Raw genomic sequence first — 22,559 nt, 5'->3', positions numbered from 1 at the left:
CATGGGGCTATAGCTCAGTTGGCTAGAGCGCTACACTGGCAGTGTAGAGGTCGCCGGTTCGAGACCGGCTAGCTCCACATTTTTAAATAAGGTAAAGCAGTGGCGGTGTAGAGGTCGCCGGGTGGTTCGCCGCTGCGATCGAGACTGGCTAGCTTCACTTCTTATTACTTTCAATATTCAGTGAAGCTCAATTTGGAGCCATGCAATTCGTATTTTCGCACATCGTTTTCAGAATTTATGAATTCCACACCTCCTTTTACTATGACTAATTCTTGAAAAAATATTTTTTCATCAAAAGATCCTGTTCGATAATCCACACCAGAGCGAACTACACTTTCCTTAAAATATTTATAATAAAGAATGTTATTAATAACCTTGAATAGCAAAATTCCTTGACTTAAAGATCTCCCCTTTTGGTTGTTGCTAGACCAAATTTTATGTTTTTCAAGGTTAATTGTGAAAAAGAGATCTGATGAGTTATAGATTTTGATTTCATCGATAAAGGAGTCGTTAAAATCATAGTCTACTTCATAAGTATTGACCAAATTCTCTTCCTTGCTTTTGAGGGATACATGATATGTCCAATACTCTCCATTTCTTATATGTAGTAACTCAATCTCTAGAGTATCATTAAAAAAATGAGCTACAGACTTTATTTGTGATTTTTTTTTGCCTTGATTTATTCGAGAAGCTTTATTTAATACTCCTTTGCTGGTGTTATCTAACAAGATTTGTTTTGGATTGCCAGAATCGGACTCTTGAGCGATAGAATAATTAACTGAAAAAAGAAGAATGCTATAAAGAAAATACTTCATAGTATTCAATTTAAGACTAAAGAGTCTCTATTTTATCACCCTTCTAAAATTTCTTACATTCTTTTTGTAGTAATCGCTAAGCAAGTTTGATTCTACAACACCTCTAGAGGAGGAGGCATGTACAAATAGTATTTTATCCTTTGCAACATACGTGATCATACCACTATGATACCATTTGCTTCCCTTTTTCTTAAACTTGAAATAAACAAGATCCCCCTTTCGAATACCTTCCCAACCTTTCTTGTTTCCGGTTTTAGATTGTTCTTTTGCTGTTCTGGGAAGTTTTATGCCGATGGTTTTATAGGAATTATGGATTAGGCCTGAGCAGTCTATTCCAGCTTTTGTATTCCCACCCCATTTATATGGAGTTCCTATGTAAGACCGACCGGTCGATATGACAGACTCGATTTTTTGAGCCCGTCTCTTTTTTTTCTTTTGCGCTGGAGCTAAAACAAAAATACCTGCAATCAAAAAAGCAGAAAGCAGGTATTTGCTATATTTTGTTATGTAGTGATTCACTTACCTAACCATGAATTAAACATCCATTGGGTTTTTTCTTGCACATTCACAAGGCCAATCATCATGTCCTCCGTTTCATTATCCTCTGCTTCAACGGCTAACGCTTTTACTTTATTTTCCTGATCTACTAAAGTACTTAGATTCTCGATGACCATTTTCACTAATGCTTCATCATTTGACTGATCCCTGACCGACTTAATATTTGAAGTCTCCAGATATGTTTCCAATGCATGGTGAGGTCTTCCTCCGATTGTTAGTATGCGCTCAGCTATTTCATCAATATTAGTAAGTGCCTCAGTATAAAGCTCTTCAAACTTTGCATGAAGTTCAAAGAAACGGGGACCTTTGATATTCCAATGTGCCCCACGTGTATTTTGATAATACAAGTGAAAATCTGAAAGTAGTTGGTTCAATTCTGCTACTAATTTGGTTGACATAAAATATTCTGTTTTTAAGAAATTATCAATTCAATAAATCGGAGTAAGCTCGATTATTTAGTTAATAAACAGAATAAATCAAGGTTTTGTTCATTTTGATCTTCTAAGCTGAAGTCTTCAAAAGTTATTGATTTTACCAATTTATCACCAGTTTCTTTCAGTTTATTCCTATTCATTCTATTTAGAATATCGTAAGGTATTCTTAGTAATCCAGCAGGTAACCTATGTTGCAAATTAAAAAAATCATACCGCATGATTCGCTGAACTGATGCTCTATTTCTTTCATGATACTCAAGTACTTTTTCATTGCCTTCAATGCCCTTCATCTCCACTTTATCAAAGTAGTTCTTACATAGAGAGGTTAACTCATCTCCAGTGTATTCTCGCTCATGCCACGGATTCCTGGAAAGTGTCATTTTAATATTTGGCGTGGTAATTAATGCTTGACCACCTGGTTTAAGAACCCTATGAATTTCTTTAATGAAATTTTGATCTTCTTTTACATGCTCAATCACCTGAAAGGTAATAATAGTATCAAAGGAGTTGTCTTCAAATGGAAAAGGGGGGAATACGCCACTCATGAACTTAAAGTCATTATGCTTTTTTTGAAGCTTTTCTACAACCGCTTCAATTTTGTCAATGCCGATATAAGAATCTGCAAGTGTGGCTAGTAACTCCACTCCGCGTCCTTCCCCGCAACCTAGCTCCAATAGATCCCCTTTGATAAATTTTTTTGCATGATGGTATGCAGAAAGTAATCTCTGGTGAATTACATTATCTGAGGGAATTTTATCTGAAGCTATTTCGGTAGTGTAGACACTCATGGTTGCTGGGGTATCTTGTACGATTTTTGTTTTAAAGAGTGCAAAGAAATCAATTATATCGCTAATTTGGACACTTATGTTTAAGCATCGTTTTTTATTCGGCTTAATAATCGTTTTGCTTGGGTTTTCTGCAAATGCAATAAATTTCACAAGAGTCAATATTGCTTGGCAATATGACCCTAACGCTGACCTGAAACTCTCACACAGGGTAGTAAGAGTGGAGGAGGGTATTTATGTTTTCATGCAAATAGCAGCAGACTCCATTAACGATTGGCAATATGAGTTTTTAGCTCAAAGTGGGTATGAATCCGAAGATCATAAATTAATAGAGGCCACAAGAATAGATACTTTGAAAGAAGTGACTGGTGAAATTATGATTAAGATTTCACTCGAATTTTTAGAGGAGAAATTATTAGTTGTGAAAATTTCTCAGCTTGAAAAGTTCTACTATTACGATATCAATCTTGCTGTAGGGAATCTTTCTTTTCCTTCAATTTATCCATTGGATAGTGATGGCCTACCGATTCTAACAAATTACATCAATCGCTCTGAGTTCTCATGGAAGGGTAATAGTACTTTTTTAGCTCGGCAGTATCAGGAATCTTTCCCACCTGCAGACCCTCCAATGGCCGATATGAGCCTACTTGCCCCCCAGATAGACGTGGACACCTCTTTCATTTTTGGGGATTCGGTCAACTTTTTAGAAAATCATTTTTATGTAGTTCAGAAGGATTCATTGTCAACAGTAGGTGTTACGATGCTTAAGGTTCCTCCCTACTTTCCAGAGTATAGGCAGCTAGGCGAGTTAGTTGAATCTATGCTTTACTTGACAAGTGAGCAGGAAAGAAAATCTATGCTGAAGTCAAGAAATCTCAAACAATCTTTCGATTCATTTTGGATGAATACCTATTCTACTAAGTCCAGAGCTAGGAATGCTATTCGCAAATACTACGATTTGATTGAGAATGCCAATAACATGTTTACAGACTTCAAACCGGGTTGGAAAACAGATAGGGGAATGATGTACATAACCTTTGGTTTGCCAGATGAAGTATATCGATCAGCAAATGCTGAGGAGTGGTATTATGATGATGGAAAAGCCTTTGAGTTTACAGTTATCTCCACTTTTTTTGCGTCTAGAACTTACTCTCTTAGAAGAAGCAAAGATTTGGAAGAGCAGTGGTACACGCAAATTGCGACGATGCGTCGAGGAGTCAATGAATAAAAAAGCTGATATTATTTACGGAATACGAGCTGTTATTGAAGCGATAAAATCTGGTCAACATCTAGAGCGAGTTTTTATTCAAAAAAATCTCAAAGGGGACCTGTATAAAGAGTTGATGGGAGAATTACATCATACTTCTACACCTATTTCTAAGGTCCCGCTGGAAAGAATAAACAAGTTCACAAAAAAAAATCATCAAGGAGTAGTGGCGTTGATATCTCCGGTTCAATACTATACGCTGGAGCATTTGATTCCGGAACTTTACGAGCAAGGAAAAAACCCATTGATTCTATTGTTGGATGAGATCACTGATATTAGAAACTTTGGTGCTATTGCAAGAACCGCAGAATGTCTTGGTGTAGATGGTATAGTGATCCCGTCTAGAGGCGGAGCACAAATCAATGAAGATGCGGTAAAGACTTCCGCTGGAGCATTTAATTATTTACCAGTTTGTAGGGAAAAAAACCTATTGGATGCTGTTAGATTTCTTCAGGATTCTGGAATAAATGTTGTCTCTTGTTCGGAAAAGACAGACAATACATTAGATGAACTAAACTTCACTTCACCTACAGCTATTATCATGGGATCTGAAGAGAGGGGTATATCCTCAGAATTAATGGGCCTGTCCAATGAAATAGCCAAGATACCTATGATAGGGTCAATAGAATCTTTGAATGTTGGAGTGGCTGCTGGTATGGTACTATATGAGGTACAACGTCAACGAAAAGGTTAAATGTACTTATCTCCTTTCTCAGCCTTTACATCCGTAATAAAATCTCTAAAAACAGAAGAATCTTCCTTCTTACAAACGAGGAGTACATCATCAAAATCGGCAATTAACATTCCCTCGCATCCTTGAACAACGGTAACTTTTCCTTTCTTACCTTTAATGTAATTATTCGTTGAATCATAAGTCATTACTGACCCTTCAATAACATTTTCGTCTGAATCTCTCTCTTTGATTTCATGAAGTGTATTCCATGATCCTAAATCTGACCATCCGAAATCACCCGGGACTACATATACGTTCTCGGCTTTTTCCATGATTGCATAATCTATGGATATGTTTTTACATTGACTGTACGTTTTTTTGATAAATGAACGTTCAGCATCTGTGTAATAGTCATTCAAGCCCGAGGCAAAAAGGGCAGCCATTTCATCTTCGTACTTTTCAAAAGCTTTTATTATTGAGTCTATTGACCATACGAAAATCCCTGAATTCCATAGAAAATCTCCACTTTCAAGAAATTTAGCAGCCAAATCAGTTTTTGGCTTTTCTGTGAAAGTTTTTACTTTTTTAACAGAAACACCCGGGTCACTCAAGTATTGTATATAACCATATCCCGTCTCAGGTCTATTAGGTCTGATGCCAATCGTAATTAGTTTCTCATCATTATTGGCAGCTTCAACAGAAGTATGGATCACTTCTCTAAATTCTTTTTCTTTGAATATTGCATGATCCGATGGGCTTACCACAATAACCGCGTTAGGATCTTGCTTCATTATCTTGTAAGAAGCATAAGCGATACATGGGGCAGTATTTCGTTTTTCTGTTTCTAGTAAAATCTGATGTTTTTCTAACTCAGGTAATTGTTCTTGAATCAAATCCTCATATTTCTCATTAGAGACAACCCAAATCTTATCAGTAGTAGCGATTTCATTAAAGCGATCAAAAGTCATTTGTAGCAGTGATCTACCAGTACCTATTACATCCAAAAACTGTTTAGGTTTTGCATCTCTACTATAAGGCCAAAACCGCGTTCCACTGCCGCCGGCCATAATCACCACATAAATATTTGTACTCATAAAATTTTGTGAGAAATTCGCGTTAGAAATTATCATCACAAATATAGCTTATCCTACTAGCGTCGGATTACGTTCTCTACTCTTAACAGGACAATTTGTTTGCGATCAAGGATTTAACTAACTTTTTACTTTACATCAAACCGGAGAATGGAGACAACTTCAGAAGTGAGTCTTAAGGAAAGCCTCAAACGCGTATTTGGTTACGATAAATTCAGAGGAAAACAGGAAGATATCATCAATCATATTCTTGATAGGCAGAATACCTTTGTGATAATGCCCACTGGAGCAGGAAAGTCCCTGTGCTATCAGCTTCCAGCTATAGTTCAGGATGGAACAACTATTGTGATCTCACCACTGATTGCCTTGATGAAAAATCAGGTAGATCAAATGAATGCAGTAGGTGTGCATGCAAGATTTTTAAATTCTACTTTAACTAAGTCTGAAAGCAATAGGGTTAAAAAAGATACCATATCGGGTATCGTTAAACTATTGTACGTAGCACCTGAGTCTCTTACAAAAGAAGAGAATGTTGAATTTCTTAGGCAAGCGAAGATTTCTTTTGTGGCTATAGATGAGGCTCATTGTATTTCAGAGTGGGGACATGATTTTAGACCTGAATACAGAAGAATTAAAGATATCATTGCTCAACTTGGAGATATTCCGATGATTGCGCTTACTGCAACGGCGACACCTAAAGTCCAGCTGGATATTCAAAAAAACTTGTCGATGGATGGGGCAAGACTTTTTAAGTCCTCCTTTAATCGGACAAACCTTTATTACGAAGTAAGGCCAAAGCAGAACGCCAAGAAACAGCTCATTAAATTTATCAAAAGCCACAAAGGAGACAGTGGAATCATTTATTGCTTAAGCCGAAAGAAGGTAGAAGAAATCGCTGAATTTTTAAGGGTAAACGATGTTAATGCTGCCCCATATCATGCTGGAATGGAGTCCAAAGAACGGATGAAGAATCAAGATGGATTTCTCAATGAGGACGTGGATGTGATCGTAGCGACTATTGCATTTGGAATGGGTATTGATAAACCTGATGTGCGTTTTGTGGTACATTATGATGCTCCTAAATCTATTGAGGGTTATTATCAAGAAACTGGTCGCGCAGGCAGAGACGGCATCAACAGCCATTGCCTCATGTTTTACTCATATAATGATATTCTAAAACTCGAAAAATTTAATAAAGACAAAGCTGTTACCGAACGAGAAAATGCACGTTTTCTTCTCGAAGAAATGGCTTCTTATGCGGACTCTGCAATTTGCAGAAGGAAGCAGTTACTTCATTATTTCGGTGAGGAATATAAGGAAGACAATTGTAGTCAATGTGATAATTGTGTCCATCCAAAAGAGAAATTTGAAGGGAAAGAAATTATCCAGATTGTCATTAAGGCTGTAAAGCAGACCAATGCGCGTTTTGATATAAATCACTTATCCTCAGTTGTAGTAGGTAAGCAAACACAGCACGTAAAAAGCTATGATCATGATAAGCTTGAGGTATTTGGGAAAGGAAAGGAAATAAATGATGATGAAAATTTCTGGAGATCAGTCATTCGTCAAACACTTCTTCATGAATTCTTGAAAAAGGATATTGAAAACCCTTCAGTTTTTAAAGTTTCTGAAAAAGGTGAAAACTTTCTGAATGATCCATATGCTCACAATCTAACAAAAGATCATGAGCACACAGCTGATGGAGACGATGAGAATGAAATGGATAAGGTACCAGTCAATGTGAGTGCCTATGATAAGACACTTTTTGGAATGCTTAAAGCATTGAGAAAAGATATTGCTCATCAAGAAGATATTCCTCCATATGTCATCTTTAGTGACCCTTCCATGGAAGAGATGTGCACGGTTTATCCAACTACCATGGATGACTTGAAACAGATTGTTGGGGTTGGTGAAAGTAAAGCCAAGAAATTTGGTGAACCATTTCTTCAAATGATTGAAGACTACATCGAAGAAAATGACATTGTTACTGCTTCAGATGTCTTGGTTAAGACTTCAGGAACTAAATCAAAAAATAAGATTTACATCATTCAGCATATTGATCAGAAGATGGACTTTGAAGAAATCGCTGAAGCTCGTGGAATGAAATACGAGGAGGTAATAGCGGAAGTGGAGAATATCTGTTATTCAGGTACTAAACTTAATATTGACTACTATATCGACCAATTATTGGATGATGATCGCCAAGATGATATCTATGATTATTTCTTAAATGCGGAAACTGATGAACTTGTTGTTGCAATGAATGAGCTAAGAGAATACTACTCCGAAGATGAAGTGCGATTGATGAGAGTGAAGTTCATGTCTGAATATGCGCACTAGCCTACGTTTCTCTTTGAAAAAAGACACAATACGGTGAACTTAGCTTTTCGATTCCAAACTAACCTAAAATGAATATTCTAATACTTGGTTCTGGTGGCCGTGAGCACGCTTTTGCATGGAAAGTGAAGCAGAGTCCCAAATGCGAAAAAATCTTTATTGCTCCTGGGAACGGGGGCACAAATAAAGTAGGGACGAATCTTGATCTAGACATAAACAATTTTGATAAGGTTGGGGATGCGATTGAGAAACATGACATTGGAATGTTAATCATTGGGCCGGAAGATCCATTGGTCAATGGAATTGTAGATCACTTAAGGGAAGATAAAAAATTCGAAAACCTTAAAATTATAGGCCCCAAAGCCAAGGGAGCAATTTTAGAAGGTAGTAAGGAATACGCTAAGGAATTCATGAAGAAGCATGGCATCCCCACAGCGGACGCGATAACAGTTACCAAAGAAAATCTTGATGAAACGATCAAGTACATGGAGCGCCTGGATCCACCCTATGTCTTAAAAGCAGATGGTCTGGCCGGTGGAAAAGGAGTGATCATTACTGAGGAACTTGAAGAAGCAAGAAAATCACTTAGAGAACTAATAGAAGGCAAGAAATTCGGTTCTGCAAGTGAGAAAGTCCTGATCGAACAATTTTTAAAAGGCATTGAAGTTTCATTTTTTGTTATTACTGACGGAAAAGACTATCGAATCTTACCGGAAGCGAAAGACTATAAGCGGATAGGAGAAAAAGATACTGGCTTAAATACTGGAGGAATGGGGGCGGTATCACCGGTTGCCTTTGCAGATAGAGCTTTCAAAGAGAAGGTAAACAACCGAATCATTAAGCCAACAATAGAAGGCTTGAAGAAAGAGAAAATAGACTATTGTGGATTCATATTCTTTGGGTTAATCAACGTTGGAGGAGACCCATACATCATCGAATACAATGTCAGAATGGGCGACCCTGAAACTGAAGTGGTTTTGCCTAGAATAAAAACAGATTTCCTAGAATTATTGGTAGCTGCCGCGGACAAAAACCTTATTGATACGGAAATAGAATATGAGCGCTTTACAGCGTCGACAGTCATGTATGTCAGTAGAGGTTACCCTGAATTTTATGAGAAAGGTCATGAAATCATCATTGGTGATGTAAAAACGGTCTTGCCGTTTCATGCAGGTACAAAAATGAAAGATGGAAAACTCGTGACCAATGGAGGAAGGGTGATAGCTTTGACGGGTTTGGGCAAAAACCTTGGAGAGGCACTTAGTAAATCTTATGCTGGCGGCCAGGAGGTCACTTGGGAAGGAAAACGCTTTAGAGGAGATATAGGATTTGACTTAAAAGCCCTTGGCCAGTAGATTACTTATTTTCGAAGTTCAAATTCCTGAAGATATCAATTAGATTACGGAACTATGGGATGTGCAAGTTGCGGAACAGGTGGGTCAGCCGGATGTCAGAACAATGGGCATTGTAGTACTGGAGGCTGTAATAAGTTGAATGTGTTTGATTGGCTTTCAAACATGGATGTGCCGGCGATGCACAGATTCGACATTGTAGAAGTTCGTTTCAAGAATGGTCGTAAAGAGTTCTATCGGAATTCAAAAAAACTAGATATTGTTACTGGAGACCCAATAGTAGTAGACGTTCCCAATGGTCATCATATTGGATACATTTCGTTGCAAGGTGAGCTGGTAAGACTTCAAATGTCCAAAAAAGCCATTAAGGATGATGACACTGTTCGTGAAATCTATCGCAAAGCAACAAGCAGAGATATAGATCGCTGGGATGAGGCACGAAATAGAGAAGAGACGGTAATGTACCGTACAAAAGAAATTATTCAAGAGACAAAACTAGAAATGAAACTCACTGATGTAGAGTTTCAGGCTGATGGAACAAAAGCCACCTTCTTTTATTCCGCCGAGGGCCGTGTAGATTTTCGTGAACTTATAAAAATGCTCGCAGGAGAGTTTCGCATAAGAATAGAAATGCGTCAGATCAGCGTGCGTCAGGAAGCTGGACGAATTGGTGGATTGGGTGTTTGTGGGAGAGAGCTTTGTTGTTCTACATGGTTGACAGATTTTAAAAATGTTTCCACTTCTGCTGCACGCTACCAAAACTTATCCTTGAATCCGAGCAAACTATCCGGACAGTGCGGAAGATTAAAATGTTGTCTTAATTACGAATTGGATACATATATGGATGCCCTTGAGGATATTCCTGAGGTAGAATCTGCTCTTCAGACCCAACGAGGTTCTGCGAGGCTTCAAAAGACAGATATCTTTCGAAAGATCATGTGGTTTGGATACGATGATGATAACAACTGGCAAGCAGTCGATGTTGAAAGAGTCAAGGAAATTCAAGCGCTAAACAAAAAAGGAAAGAAGCCATCATCACTTACTGAAAATGAAGTAGAGGTTGATCAATTGGAAACTTCCTCAATCAATAGCGACCTAGAGGCTATGGACAGGAAGTTTAGTGGAAAAAACAAGAAAAAGAAAAATAAGCGAAATAAATATCGCGGTAAGAAACCTCAGAGTAAAAAACCAGAAAAATCTTGATATGAGATACCTTTCAATCCTTGTGTTTTGTTTTATTCTTGTCTCATGTGATTCAAGTAGAGTTTATGAGGATTTCAATGATATGGATGAGGCCTTCTGGCATTTAGACTCTGTCCAAACATTTACTTTTGATATTCCTGACTCAAGTAAATCATATAACATTCTTGCTACATTCAGGAACGCTTCGTCTTACCCATTTTATAACCTCTATTTCCAATATACACTTTTGGATTCCACTGGAGGAATTTTAAAACAACAGCTCAAAGAAGTCGAGCTTTTTGATTCTAAGACAGGCGCACCCAGAGGGAGTGGTTTGGGAGATTTATTTGATCACTCATTTGTGTTAGAGGAAAATTATACGTTTGATTATTCGGGTAATTACTCAATGTCATTGGAACAGTACATGCGGAGAGATACACTACCATTTATTTTATCTATTGGAGCGAGAGTTGAATTCGCTCAGTGAATTTGGACCTTGTTCATTCTTTGATTTGTCTCAATGGAGATGCGATTTATTTCATTTTTATATTTTAGATAAAAGTGGAAGCAACCAACGAAACTTGTTAACACTATATAGGTTAGCCAGCTTCCTTTCTTTTTCGTATCAAACTTTTCATTCAAAAATACTATTGTCCCTATGGCAGATATAGATAATGTATAGCTCAACGTAATAGAAAGAATATAAATGTTTACGTTCTCATTAGGTATTTCAAAAACAAGCCAATTAAGCGTAAAGGTTGTGAAGACTAAAAAGCTTATTATTAGAGTAAATAATACAGATTTAGTATAGCGATTATTCATAACTAGGTATTCGAATATAAAAATTTTCGCATTTTCTCTTTTGCACTATCCGGATCTAACCAAAATTCTCTACTATGAAACCGGATATGAGGCCAGTTCTTCATAATTAAATGGAAATGCTGGAAAGCGTAAATCTGTTTAGGTGAAAGCGCCTCATAGTATCGCTCGTCATCAGTCAAAATCAAACCAGTATAAGTTCCTTTCTTCTTAACTGAGAGGTCTGAAAATGGGAGTTCCTTTGCAAGCTCAAATCCTTCGAACTCGTGAAATGATTTTTCTTGAATTCGATTTCTTAAAAACCAATCAACATGATGTTCTTTATATTCTGGTATTTGAGGTTTCCATTTTCTAGTACTTACTTCCCATGCATATTCAAGATACTTCTTCAGAAGCTTAGGTCCCTCATTTTTGGTATCATCCGTCCTGAGAAGTTGTGGGAGAATACTCGTAACGAGTACCACTTTTTCGCGTGCACGAGTTACCGCCACATTAAGTCTGTTTTCTCCACCATCAGCATTTAGGCTGCCAAATTGAAGTTTCATCTTTCCTTTCTTATCAGGAGCATATCCGATACTGAAAATGATAATGTCACGCTCATCCCCTTGCACGTTTTCAATATTTTTCACAAAGAGAGAATCGGGAATCAACACAGCTTTTTCAGCTGATTTTTCTTCAAGAAGGTCAAGTATCAATCCTTGTTGTTTATAGTTGAAAGTGACTATGCCAATCTCTTTATCAGGTTCTACTTTAAGAAATGTCATAGCCTGTTCCACAACCTCTTTTGCCTCTATTTCATTTACTCCATCATCCCAGATTCCTTTTGTTTGTACATAATCAATGCTAGACTCTACTTTATTCGCGTATTCATAGTCTGGAAGTAACCTTAATCGTCCTTTGTAAAAGTGTTGATTTGAAAAATCTATTAGTTCAAGAGATTTGCTTCTATAATGACCAGCTAAACTTACTTCAGGAAGATAATGCTTAGTTAAATCTAGAAGTGAATCGATCGCTAACTCTGGAGTTTCATCATCGTCTTCATCCCACCTCACTCTGTACAAATCACTGGGTTGGAGCTGCATGCTGTCACCTGTAACCACTATTTGGCGTCCACGATACATGGCAGGAATACCTCTTTCGGCATAGCACTGAGAAGCTTCATCAAAAATGACAAGATCGAAACTTTCTTGCATAGGAAAAATAGCAGAAGCGCTTTCAGGTGAACACATCCAGCACGGAAGCAAAGTGAAAAGCTCCTCTGAAAACTCTGAGATTACTTTTCGAATAGGCCATATTCTTCTTTTTTTGGTGGCTTGATGTTGAAGGTCACGATAAGTAACTCTATTCTTCAACCGATTGTACTCAATTTTTTCGTACGTTTTTTCACGAGACTTTAGAAGCAATATTTCTTTACTAGCAAGTCTCTTCGCTTCAATCTCTTCTCTTAGTTCATCCGCTAGATCATCGAGCTTCCCCGAGGCGACATTTCGCAAATCGGGATACTTTGATTCAATGTGATCAATCCATGCTAACGCAAGGCTGTTATGGAATAGCCTCACTCCTTCTTCTATAGATCCAGAGTTGCTTGAAGTTATTTCCCCCAAAACTTTACTTTCTTCTGATGATAGGTCAGCTTTCAACCTATGATATTCACATATAGCGTCAAAATCCTTTTTGAGCAATTTTTCTAGTCTATGTGGGTCCTCTTTTTCCAAGATGATTGCTCGAATTTGATGGATATTTAGATATCTACTCCAGAGAGTAAGCTGTTGTGGGACATTCTGTATTAAAATAATTAGCTGATCCAGTCTTTTCAGATAGCCATTATATTCAATCCTGCTTACTGGAATATATTCATTAAGAGATCTTACAGTTTGAGCAACTGCAAACATATTGAGCCCCATTTTCTGCCAGTAGAACCAATCTTGAAGGTCAATTTTTCGAAAGCTTGGAGGGAAGTTATGTAACCAAGGCTCATCCTGAATTTGCGACAAGGAATGTTCAAAATTCAACCGATTGTCAACCCTTTCTACCAAAACATTGAATCCTCGCTTATTACTTTTTAAGTCATTGGCAACAAGAACTCTTTTGAGGAAGGTTTTTTCTTTAGAAAACAAACTCCATCTTAACCAACTGAACGGATTCTTTCGCGACCTCATTGCAGATTGAAGCACTTCCTGAAAACGTCCGAGATCCTCAGCTTTCAGACTACTCTCCAGCCCAACACCTCGAAAACAGGCCATCATGGCTCGCTCCGTTTGTGAAAGCCAATTAAGGTCCTTCCCAGGCCTCTCCGTATGAAGTTGCTGAAAAACCTTGTAAACAGGGGATTCTTTTAACCCTTCATAAAGTTCTAAAAGCTCAGGAAGTTTATTTGATAGGTATTCCCCAGTTTCAAAATCAATAGGTTGAGAGCAAAACTTGTTTGAAGATGCAATTAAGTTGCTATTGAAATCTGGAACCGCAAAGAGGATGTTTTTTAGGTGGACTAAATCCTTGGTTTGAAAACTGGCAAATGAGGGCCCCTTTGCCCAGAAGTGTGTTCTTTTCTCGAATTTATCAAAGTAGTTTAGAAAGGTTCTGAATCTTCTTTCGGTTTCATTAAGTGTTGAAAAATGAAATGCTCGATACTCCAGATTCATGCTGAAGCTATCATCATCAGGGCTGCTGCTGAGATACAATTCCTTCACAGACTTACCGCATTCTGATTCATCAAACAGAGCCTCTTTAAATTCTTGAAGTTCTTCAACTATTTGATCAATACGCCTGCTCGCCTGAAGGAACCCTCTTTCCAATTGAATGGCATCCAGGCTGTTATTCTTCTTTTCATATACTTCAACGGACTCTATCTGTTGGTCAATTTGTTCGTAAATAGGTTTTCTGTCGTTCTTAAAGTCATGTACCAAAGCAACAAAATCGTGCATCTCTTTTTCTTTGAGACGATTGTAAACCACATCCAGAGCAGCCTTTTTTTGGCATACTAAAAGAACATTTTTACCTCTTGCTACAAAATCACATATCAAATTACTGATCAACTGAGATTTGCCAGTACCTGGTGGGCCTTGAACGACCAGTGAATTTCCTTTTTTTATTTCCTTTAAAGCGTGCTCTTGATAAGCATCTAAAGGAAAAGGGGTAAAGGTATTTTCCTCATTTACTCTATCAAAAAGTGCAAGTTGATTTTCATTTTCTTTTTGAATTTTCTTCACAAAAAATTCTTCGAGATCCGTGTCTTGCTGATCTTCCAATAGCTTCACATAATCAGGAACAAGGTACGATCCAGCCTGTGGAAAAATTCCGATGACCGCCTGAGGAAACATTTTTAGAGCTCCGGTCTTTTCTGAGGATTCTAATTGCGACTTTTTTAGATCAGTAAAATTTTTGAGCTCATCGGCAAAATTTTCTTGGTTGAAATTTATTTCTACACCACTGTTTTTGAGAAGTTCATATAGCTGAGTCCTGAAAACGGTAGAATCACTATCATAATCATCGATGACTGTTTCAATCAAGTCTTCATCAAGCGAGATATCGTTGTAGTAAGAGTAAGCTAATAAGAAGGTTTTGTTCAAAGTAATATTGACATCATCTCTTCTAGATAGAACCCAATCATTTCCGTTCTTCTCAACAGAAACAGGGAAAAAAAGAAGTGGGCATCTTACTAATGTATCGTCGGAGAATTTTCCTTTAATGAATGGCCATCCAATGTATAAATCTCTAGCTCCACGTTCCTCGAAAATGAATTTTTCGATTCGCATGATTCTTTTTAAGCGCTTGCTTAACTCATTGGATGATTTGCTTCTACTATCTATTTCGCTGCAGAGGGGGATTTTTTTTTGCTGTTCTACAAGTTTTTTGATGATTTCAAAACTTGCTTTATTCTCCGCATAATCGAAATCATGGATATCTATAAATTGATCTTTTAGCAACCGCAAGAGTAGAAGCGATCTGTTATTTCCTGAGAGATTGCTAAGTCTTCTTAAATATGACTTTAGGATTTTTTGCATTTCCTATTCCAAATATGGCTTTAATCTCAAGAAAGTATACTCATCAACGGCCTTTATCTTCCGAAATTCTTCGGCAGTATTTATGTCCCCATGAACCTTTCGATAATTGATGATTACTCTTGCTAAGTCATAGCTGATATAAGGATGCTTTACTAAGCTTTTTATAGAGTCAGAGTTGATCTCAAATCTTGAAACTGAGGATTGAATTGCAAAATTTTTCAAAAGCTCAGAAATGACCCCTGATTCTAGCCCATACACTTCCTCAAGCTGTGTTGTGTCATTAAATCCACCTAGCATATTTCGATATTTAACAATTCTTTCGGAGTAGGCAGGGCCAATGCCTTTCACCTTGCGTAATTCTTCTGCCGAAGCTTGATTCAAATCAAGAATCTCCGGGATTGCATGAGTCCCAAGAGAAGGCAATTCAGTTCTATCAACTTTGACAATAGCATCGAAATTCTTTTTTTTGATGTCGGTTCCATTATCAATAGGAGCTTTCACCACTTTTTTAAGTTCAATGGATGAATGAACTTCTTCAATCCATTTGAGTGCGCTGCTATCTTGAGATAAATAAGATCGGTCTTTCAAAGATGAGATTCTATATTTTGATATAAGGAGGGTAATAAAAATGATAAAAATCAGAACTAAAGTGCCCCTAGTTTCGGTTTTGGTAAAACCTATTGCTTTAGATAAAGATTTTAAGATATACTTTAACACTATTTATAATAATTCTAAATAAGCGATGACTGACTTTTATCACACCTAATATACACTGTACAAGATTATTTTTGCGACCCTGATAGATTAGAGATGGAAGGATTTAAGGCTTTAGGACTGTCATATAAAAATACTCCGATTGAAATTCGTGAGAAGGTCACTTTTAGTGAGTTAGAATCAAGTGATTTCTTACTCAAGCTAAAAGAGATGTTTTCTATCGAAGAGGCTCTTTTGGTTTCTACATGCAACCGAACGGAAATTTACTTTTCATCGGATGCTAGTAAGGAAGACGAAATTCTTAGTCTGATAGCAAGCTTCAAAAACATTTCTTTAAAGGTTCTTTCAGAACATATCAACCAATTTAATTCTATTGAAGCCTCCGAGCACCTTTTTAAAGTTGCTTTGGGATTAGAATCTCAGGTCTTAGGCGATATCCAGATAAGTAATCAGGTAAAAAGGGCCTATCAGCAAAGCGCAGACCTCAACCTTGCAGGACCACATCTTCATAGGTTGATGCACACCATATTTTTTGCCAACAAACGAGTAGTTCAGGAAACGAGACTTCAGGATGGTACAGCATCAGTGGCATCAGTAGCAGTTGATTTGATAAAAGGATTCATTGATAATATTTCAGGACCAAGAATTGCGCTTATCGGATTGGGTGAGATAGGTCAAAATGTATTGGACAATCTCAATAGTGAGGAAGCTACAATTACGTTAGTAAATCGAACCAAGTCTAAAGCAGTCAAGCTTGCAGAAGATAAAAACCTTTCGGTTTGTGACTATTCAGATTTGGATGAAGTCCTCTCTAATAATGATGTGATCATTTCTGCAGTCTCTTCATCATCTCCAATAGTCTCAGCAAAAAACTTCAAGGAAGATTCCATCCATAAGCTCTTGATTGACTTATCAGTACCTCGAAGTTTAAATACTGATCTTGAAGGCGTTCCTGGAATTTCTCTTTACAACGTTGATCAGTTAACCGAACGAACGTTAAAGGCTCGTTCCGTGAGAGAACAATCTATTCCAGACGCTGAGCGAATCGTAAAAGAAGAACTAAAAGGGTTTGGCAATTGGAAAAATGAAATGGGTGTTTCACCAACCATCCAAAAGCTGAAAAATGCTTTGAATCAAATTAGAAAAGAAGAATTAGCAAGACATAAGAAGCTATCGGATAAGGAAATGGAGCTATTAGATGTAGTCACTAAGAGTATGATTCAAAAAGTAATCAAACTTCCCGTGTTACAATTGAAAGCTGCTTGTAAGCGGGGAGAGGCAGAGACATTGGTAGAGGTGCTTAATGACTTGTTTAATCTCGAATCCGCAGAAGCAGAAAAAAAATAGCCCGCTTTATATTTGTTTGCGGGAGAATGCGAAGCTTAATATTATTTATATTTTTTACTAGTGCATTAATCTCATACGCTGAAGACTTCAGCGTTTTTGAGAAAGACGGTTACTATGGCATAAAGGATGAGACAGGAAATGTCACAGTTCCTCCTGTATATGAAAAATTAGGATGGTCAGATGGATCAACAGAAATTCATAACGGAGTAATAGGGTTTAGAGACAGAGAACTCTGGGGCTTAATTACTGTCAGAAACAAATCACTGACAGGTCAGAAATTTTATTCAATTACACCTTCCGCTCCTAATTTTTTCAAAGCATCAATTAAAGGAAAATTTAGCAATAAACTGTTTCATGGAATACTGGATTCCAAAGGAAATACATTGATAAGTTTCAATTATTTCACAATCGAACCCATTGGATCACATTGGTTAGTAGGTGACTTTAATGGTAAGTATTTGCAATTTGGAATTGTCTCGTTTGATAATCAGGTCTTGGTGCCTCTCCAATACAAGTCTGTCGTTGAGTCGAACGGACTGTTCATTGGCAAGAAAAAAAGTCATAAAACTGATCTTTATTATTCTAGTGGAGAACTGATGCAATTGGGATTAGATTCATTGTCATTTGATGATGGATGGATAGCTTTCAGGGATGGGTATGCAGGATTTTTATCCATAGAGGGAAAAGTTATTCATGATTTTGTAAATAAGAACTACGAAAAAAAGGGAATTGGAATGAATCCTGTTTCATTCCCAAAATGGACTATTTATCAAGCGGATACTGTCCTGCTCACGTGGGAGTGTGATTCTCTTTCAACCAGCAAAAGTGGACTATTAGTTGGCTATTTAAATGGGGCTCATCACTTGGTATTAAAGAATAATAATTTACTTCAGAATCATGAGTTCCTTCTTAAGGATATAGCTGTTGATTACCTGGTCGTGCAAAATAGTAGGACGAGGAAGTGGTCAGTTCTTGAAGAAAATGGAAAATCGTTTATCTCAGGGTATGATTCAATTGTATTTGTCGATAACCTCTTTCTTGGTCTTCAGAAGAATGAGTGGTTCCTTCTTGACTTGAAAGGTGGAGTGAAAAATCGACTTCCATACCAGCAGCTGAACTATGGTCTACGAAATCAATTGATCGGTAAGAGAAACAATCACTGGGGAATCATTGATCATTTAAATGATGAGATTGGAGTTTTCAAATACGATAGTATAATTACTTCTTACGATAAGTACCTGATTTTATATTTAAACCGCTGGGGCGTATTAAATGCCAATGGTCTATGGTCTGTAAGGCCAGAGTATGAAGAAATTATAGATTTGGGAGATATTCTAGCGGGAAGGAGAGGAAGGGGTTATACCATTTATAAAAATGACTTAAAAATGCATAAAACTACCGCTCGGCCAATAAAGAAATTAGGAGCATTTACACTGATTTTGGGAGAGGAGGGGAACTTTGGGTTGCTAAATGCAAAAGGAGAAATAGAGATTTATCCGGAGTTTGAAAGTATAAAATTGTGGTCAGATCATTATGAGTTAAGTAATGATGGAGTTTCTATTCTCTTGAATTCTGAAGGTGAAAGAATACTTAGATATGAGGAGGGTTATCAAAACATTTCAGGGTATGGTGAAGGGTTTTTTTCGATAACAAAAGAAAACAGAATGGGCTTTGTGGATAATAAAGGGAGATTAAGAATTAGCAATCGGTATGATCAAGTTGGTTCATTTCAAGAAGGACGCGCACCAATTTTATTAAGAGGTAGATGGGGGTTTATCAATAAAAATGAGCAGATCCGTGTTCAACCATATTATGAATCTGTTTCTTCATTCGAAAAGGGAAAGTCAATTGTAGAAGTAAATGGCATGTACGGGTTGGTGGATAAAGAGGGAAATGAGGTATTAGAACTTATTTGGAAATCTATACGCAGATTAAGTACAGGTAATTATCTTGTGCAGAATATAGATAGTCAATTTGGTTTGGTAGATGGGTCAGGAGTATTCATCTTGAGACCTGCTTATGACCAACTAGAAGATCATGGAAGCCAGATTTTGGTATCCAATAACAACGCCTGGGGAGTTTTGGACTCAGATGGGCAACAAATTTTTAAGATTAACCACCGAGAAATTAAAGTCAAAGGAAATTACCTGATGGTAAAGGACTAGGACTTTTATTCTTTTACAATAACAGTCAACCAGCTAATTGACTAAGAGTATGGACTTTAACCAACTTCTGGAATCTGTCAACCAGAATATAAGTGAGGCTGTTTTTCGCAGTGCCGAAGATGGGCTGATATATGTAAATAAGGCATTTGTAAGAATGTTTGGTTTTTCATCTGAGGATGATGTGAAAAATCGAGCAATCTCTAAAATGTATAAGGATCCCAAAGATCGTATTCGCTTAATCAATAGGTTGAACGCAAATCACTCCTATGAAAATGAGGAAGTGGTATTCTTAAGAAAGGATAATTCAGAATTTGTTGGGCTTGTAAGTACCATCATGCATAAAAATGATGCGGGGGATCTTTTTTGGGATGGCGCTATTCGTGATGTTACGAAGGAAAAAGAGTTTTTGGAGAAAATTCGTTCGAGAGAACAGTTGCTTGAAAGTATAAATAGAAACATCAATGAAGCCATATATAGAAGTGAAAATCGAAAAGGGATCATCTATGTAAATGACGAGTTTGTAAAAATGTTTGGCCATAATTCTACCGAAGAAATTATGGCGATGGATCCTATGGAATTATACAAAAACCCAAACCAGAGGAAGGAAGTAGGCGATGAGGTGGTTGAAAAAGGATCGGTTGAGAATAAAGAAATTGAATTTAGACGAAAAGATGGTAGCACTTTCTGGGGCTACCTCAATTCAATAAAAATAAAGGGAGTAGACGGGAAAATATATTTCGACGGAGCGATACGAAATATTACGAAAGAAAAGGAAGCAGAAAAGGCATTGATGCGATATGCTGAAATGCAAAGAATACTAATAGAACTATCTACTAAATACATTGATTTACCTCTGGAAGAAGTTGAAAATGCTATTAATGACTCTTTGAGAGAGCTTGGAGAATTTGTAGGAGCAGATAGATCCTACGTTTTCGATTTAGACAAGGAAAAAGGTATTTGTAATAACACATATGAGTGGTGTGCTCCAGGGGTAAATTCGGAAATTAGTAATAGTCAAAATCTTCCCTTAGATATAGTGCCAGAGATGGAAAATTCCACTTTGGTCGGTAAGCCAATGCTAATAGTTGATTCCAAAAAGGTCAAAAAATTAGCTTACAGAGAACTATTGGAATCACAAAATGTGAAGAGTTTGATGACCATGCCAATGATTCATGGAAAAGAGTGTGTTGGTTTTGTTGGCTTTGATTGGGTTAAAGAAGCCCATAATGCAAGTGAAAAAGAAGTTCTATTGCTTGAGCTTTTTTCAGAAATGCTAGTTAATATTCGAATCCGCTCCCAAAACGAAATCGAATTGCATAAGCTTTTTAGCAAAACAATAGAGCAAAATCAACGCCTTAAGGATTTTTCATACATCACCTCGCATAACTTCAGGTCTTCAGTTGCAAATCTCGTCGGACTTCTCAATATTATTGAGGATGACCCTGGAAACAAAGAGTACTTTGATATGCTTAAGGCAACAGCTTTAAAGTTGAATTTAGCGATTGATGCAATTAATGACCTTCTCAACTTTGAAAAGGACATATCTATGCTTGAAAAAGAGGAAGTTAATCTTTTAGATGTAGTCAATGATGTCTTCTTGCTCAATAGAAAATCAGCAACTGAGAAAAACATCGAATTTGATGTAAGCATTCCGAATGACCTGTCTCTTAGGATTTTACCGGCGTATTTACAAAGTATTCTTCATAATTTGATTACCAATGCGATGAAGTACGGGGTAACGGAAGATCGACGAAAAATTACAATTTGTGCTAAAAAAGAATCAAAAGAAGTACTTTTAACAGTTGCGGATGAGGGAAGAGGAATTGATTTGGATAGATATAGAAATAAAATGTTTCAACTAGGTTCACGATTTCATGCAGATGAGGAAAGTGGTCATGGAATGGGTCTTTATATGACAAAACAGCAAGTAGAGGCAATAAATGGCCGTATTGAGGTAGAGAGTGAATTGAATAAAGGAACCAAGTTTAAGGTGTATTTTGATGCAAAATCCTAGTAAAATATTACTTGTGGATGATGATCCTATCTTTCTAACGCTAGCTGAGCTAGCGATAAGAAAAGAGAATGCTACTGTGGAAATCTACAAGGCAATGAATGGAGAAGAAGCAATAGATTTTCTTAAGAGTCAATCGGTGGACATTATATTTCTGGATTTAAACATGCCCGTTATGAATGGGTGGGAATTCCTAGAAGCATTACCAGAGTTGACCAACAAGGGTAAACAGATCTATATTCTTACTTCATCTATTGATCCTTCAGATCAGCGCAAAGCTGATGAGAATCCTTTTGTGACTTCCATGCTAGAGAAGCCATTAGATAGAGAGAAGATTGCATCTACTTTAGTGAATTAGTTTTTGTCCCAATATTTTCAGGGAACAATTCTAGCTGTCTTGGTAATAACTGAAAACTCAAACGGTGATGAGGCGTACTCCCCATTTCTTTTAATCCTTCTCTATGAACTCTCGTGGGATACCCAACATTAGTTTCCCAGCCATATCCCGGAAATTCATTTGCTAGCTTGTGCATCAGATCATCACGGTGTGTTTTGGCCAGAATGGACGCAGCTGCAATTGAGAGAAATTTTCCATCCCCTTTGATGATGCATTCGAATGGAATTTCACTTGTAGTTTTAAATCGATTTCCATCTATGAGTAGAAGTCCAGGACTGACCTTCAATTTCTCAACGGCACGATCCATAGCCAAATAGCTTGCATTAAGAATATTTATATCATCAATTTCTTCTGGAGATGCTGTCCCAACTCCCCATGAGAGGGCATCATTCAAAACATCCTCTCTGAGAGAATAAAGTTTTTTTTTGGTGAGTTGCTTTGAATCATTTAATTCTTTGTGTTTATAATCTTTAGGAAGGATCACAGCAGCAGCAACAACTGGACCAGCAAGGCAACCTCTTCCTGCTTCATCACATCCGGCCTCAATCTTTTCCTTCTGAAAATATGGTTTTAACATATCATCAAAGTTATACTGGCAGTCGAAGTTT

The 22,559-nt window shown here is 37.2% G+C and carries 18 protein-coding genes and 1 tRNA gene; 11 read left to right on the top strand and 8 right to left on the bottom strand.

What is annotated here, in order from left to right; translation table 11 throughout:
- Positions 1-3 precede the first annotated feature (3 nt).
- A tRNA-Ala gene (locus ABJQ32_13245) sits at positions 4-77 on the top strand.
- 93 nt (positions 78-170) lie between these two features.
- On the opposite strand, the gene ABJQ32_13240 is transcribed toward ABJQ32_13245, so the two are convergent.
- The 4 genes from ABJQ32_13240 to ABJQ32_13225 are packed head-to-tail and all read right to left on the bottom strand — an operon-like array spanning position 171 to position 2,595.
- Positions 171-815, bottom strand: coding sequence for a hypothetical protein (locus ABJQ32_13240; GenBank protein MEP5290608.1), 645 nt, complete (start codon positions 813-815; stop codon positions 171-173).
- A 27-nt stretch (positions 816-842) separates the two neighbouring features.
- Positions 843-1,334 carry a C40 family peptidase gene (locus ABJQ32_13235; GenBank protein MEP5290607.1) on the bottom strand — a complete coding sequence of 164 codons (492 nt, stop codon included), beginning with the start codon at positions 1,332-1,334 and terminating at the stop codon, positions 843-845.
- Positions 1,331-1,771: a DNA starvation/stationary phase protection protein gene (locus ABJQ32_13230; protein MEP5290606.1), complete on the bottom strand. Its 441-nt coding sequence runs from the start codon at positions 1,769-1,771 to the stop codon at positions 1,331-1,333. The genes ABJQ32_13235 and ABJQ32_13230 overlap by 4 nt, the downstream gene beginning before the upstream one ends.
- Before the next feature lie 53 nt (positions 1,772-1,824).
- Positions 1,825-2,595 (bottom strand): class I SAM-dependent methyltransferase, encoded by a 771-nt coding sequence (locus ABJQ32_13225; GenBank protein MEP5290605.1) that lies wholly within the window; start codon positions 2,593-2,595, stop codon positions 1,825-1,827.
- A gap of 76 nt (positions 2,596-2,671) precedes the next feature.
- Here ABJQ32_13225 and ABJQ32_13220 point away from each other — a divergent pair, with 76 nt between their 5' ends.
- Both ABJQ32_13220 and rlmB read left to right on the top strand, forming a co-directional pair.
- Complete coding sequence (locus ABJQ32_13220) at positions 2,672-3,820, top strand: GWxTD domain-containing protein (GenBank protein MEP5290604.1); 1,149 nt, start codon at positions 2,672-2,674, stop codon at positions 3,818-3,820.
- Positions 3,813-4,553 carry a 23S rRNA (guanosine(2251)-2'-O)-methyltransferase RlmB gene (gene rlmB / locus ABJQ32_13215; GenBank protein ID MEP5290603.1) on the top strand — a complete coding sequence of 247 codons (741 nt, stop codon included), beginning with the start codon at positions 3,813-3,815 and terminating at the stop codon, positions 4,551-4,553. Before ABJQ32_13220 ends, rlmB begins: the two co-directional genes overlap by 8 nt.
- Here rlmB and ABJQ32_13210 read toward each other — a convergent pair.
- The gene (locus ABJQ32_13210) at positions 4,550-5,626 is read right to left on the bottom strand and encodes a mannose-1-phosphate guanylyltransferase (protein ID MEP5290602.1); all 1,077 of its coding nucleotides are present in this window, start codon (positions 5,624-5,626) and stop codon (positions 4,550-4,552) included. The genes rlmB and ABJQ32_13210 overlap by 4 nt on opposite strands.
- 147 nt (positions 5,627-5,773) lie before the next feature.
- Between ABJQ32_13210 and recQ the strand changes: the two genes are divergently transcribed.
- The 4 genes from recQ to ABJQ32_13190 all read left to right on the top strand — a co-directional run bounded on the left by recQ (position 5,774) and on the right by ABJQ32_13190 (position 10,981).
- Positions 5,774-7,963 carry a DNA helicase RecQ gene (gene recQ, locus ABJQ32_13205; protein MEP5290601.1) on the top strand — a complete coding sequence of 730 codons (2,190 nt, stop codon included), beginning with the start codon at positions 5,774-5,776 and terminating at the stop codon, positions 7,961-7,963.
- Between the two features lie 68 nt (positions 7,964-8,031).
- Positions 8,032-9,315, top strand: a complete 1,284-nt coding sequence (gene purD / locus ABJQ32_13200; GenBank protein MEP5290600.1) for a phosphoribosylamine--glycine ligase — start codon at positions 8,032-8,034, stop codon at positions 9,313-9,315.
- Between the two features lie 54 nt (positions 9,316-9,369).
- The gene (gene ricT / locus ABJQ32_13195) at positions 9,370-10,515 is read left to right on the top strand and encodes a regulatory iron-sulfur-containing complex subunit RicT (GenBank protein MEP5290599.1); all 1,146 of its coding nucleotides are present in this window, start codon (positions 9,370-9,372) and stop codon (positions 10,513-10,515) included.
- A gap of 1 nt (position 10,516) precedes the next feature.
- On the top strand, positions 10,517-10,981 hold the full coding sequence (locus ABJQ32_13190) for a gliding motility lipoprotein GldH (protein MEP5290598.1): 465 nt from the start codon (positions 10,517-10,519) through the stop codon (positions 10,979-10,981).
- A 337-nt stretch (positions 10,982-11,318) separates the two neighbouring features.
- Here the strand turns inward: ABJQ32_13190 and ABJQ32_13185 are convergent, their stop codons facing one another.
- Positions 11,319-15,317, bottom strand: a complete 3,999-nt coding sequence (locus tag ABJQ32_13185; protein MEP5290597.1) for an AAA domain-containing protein — start codon at positions 15,315-15,317, stop codon at positions 11,319-11,321.
- A 3-nt stretch (positions 15,318-15,320) separates the two neighbouring features.
- Entirely contained in the window at positions 15,321-15,905 is a 585-nt protein-coding gene (locus ABJQ32_13180) for a helix-hairpin-helix domain-containing protein (GenBank protein MEP5290596.1), read from the bottom strand.
- Positions 15,906-16,127: 222 nt separating this feature from the next.
- Here ABJQ32_13180 and hemA point away from each other — a divergent pair, with 222 nt between their 5' ends.
- From hemA to ABJQ32_13160, 4 genes are read left to right on the top strand one after another with little or no spacing between them, the layout of a single operon-like run.
- Positions 16,128-17,378 carry a glutamyl-tRNA reductase gene (gene hemA, locus ABJQ32_13175; GenBank protein MEP5290595.1) on the top strand — a complete coding sequence of 417 codons (1,251 nt, stop codon included), beginning with the start codon at positions 16,128-16,130 and terminating at the stop codon, positions 17,376-17,378.
- Between the two features lie 26 nt (positions 17,379-17,404).
- The gene (locus ABJQ32_13170; GenBank protein ID MEP5290594.1) at positions 17,405-19,543 is read left to right on the top strand and encodes a WG repeat-containing protein; all 2,139 of its coding nucleotides are present in this window, start codon (positions 17,405-17,407) and stop codon (positions 19,541-19,543) included.
- A 49-nt stretch (positions 19,544-19,592) separates the two neighbouring features.
- The gene (locus ABJQ32_13165) at positions 19,593-21,557 is read left to right on the top strand and encodes a PAS domain-containing protein (GenBank protein ID MEP5290593.1); all 1,965 of its coding nucleotides are present in this window, start codon (positions 19,593-19,595) and stop codon (positions 21,555-21,557) included.
- The gene (locus ABJQ32_13160) at positions 21,544-21,912 is read left to right on the top strand and encodes a response regulator (GenBank protein ID MEP5290592.1); all 369 of its coding nucleotides are present in this window, start codon (positions 21,544-21,546) and stop codon (positions 21,910-21,912) included. The genes ABJQ32_13165 and ABJQ32_13160 overlap by 14 nt, the downstream gene beginning before the upstream one ends.
- Here ABJQ32_13160 and ABJQ32_13155 read toward each other — a convergent pair.
- Positions 21,896-22,528 carry a ribonuclease HII gene (locus tag ABJQ32_13155; GenBank protein MEP5290591.1) on the bottom strand — a complete coding sequence of 211 codons (633 nt, stop codon included), beginning with the start codon at positions 22,526-22,528 and terminating at the stop codon, positions 21,896-21,898. The two genes, ABJQ32_13160 and ABJQ32_13155, sit on opposite strands and share 17 nt — an antisense overlap.
- Positions 22,529-22,559: the final 31 nt, after the last annotated feature.

Source organism: Marinobacter alexandrii (genome assembly GCA_039984955.1).
Classification (GTDB): domain Bacteria; phylum Bacteroidota; class Bacteroidia; order Cytophagales; family Cyclobacteriaceae; genus Ekhidna.
Note: the sequence above shows the minus strand (reverse complement) of the source record. Positions and strands in the feature narration are given on the sequence as shown.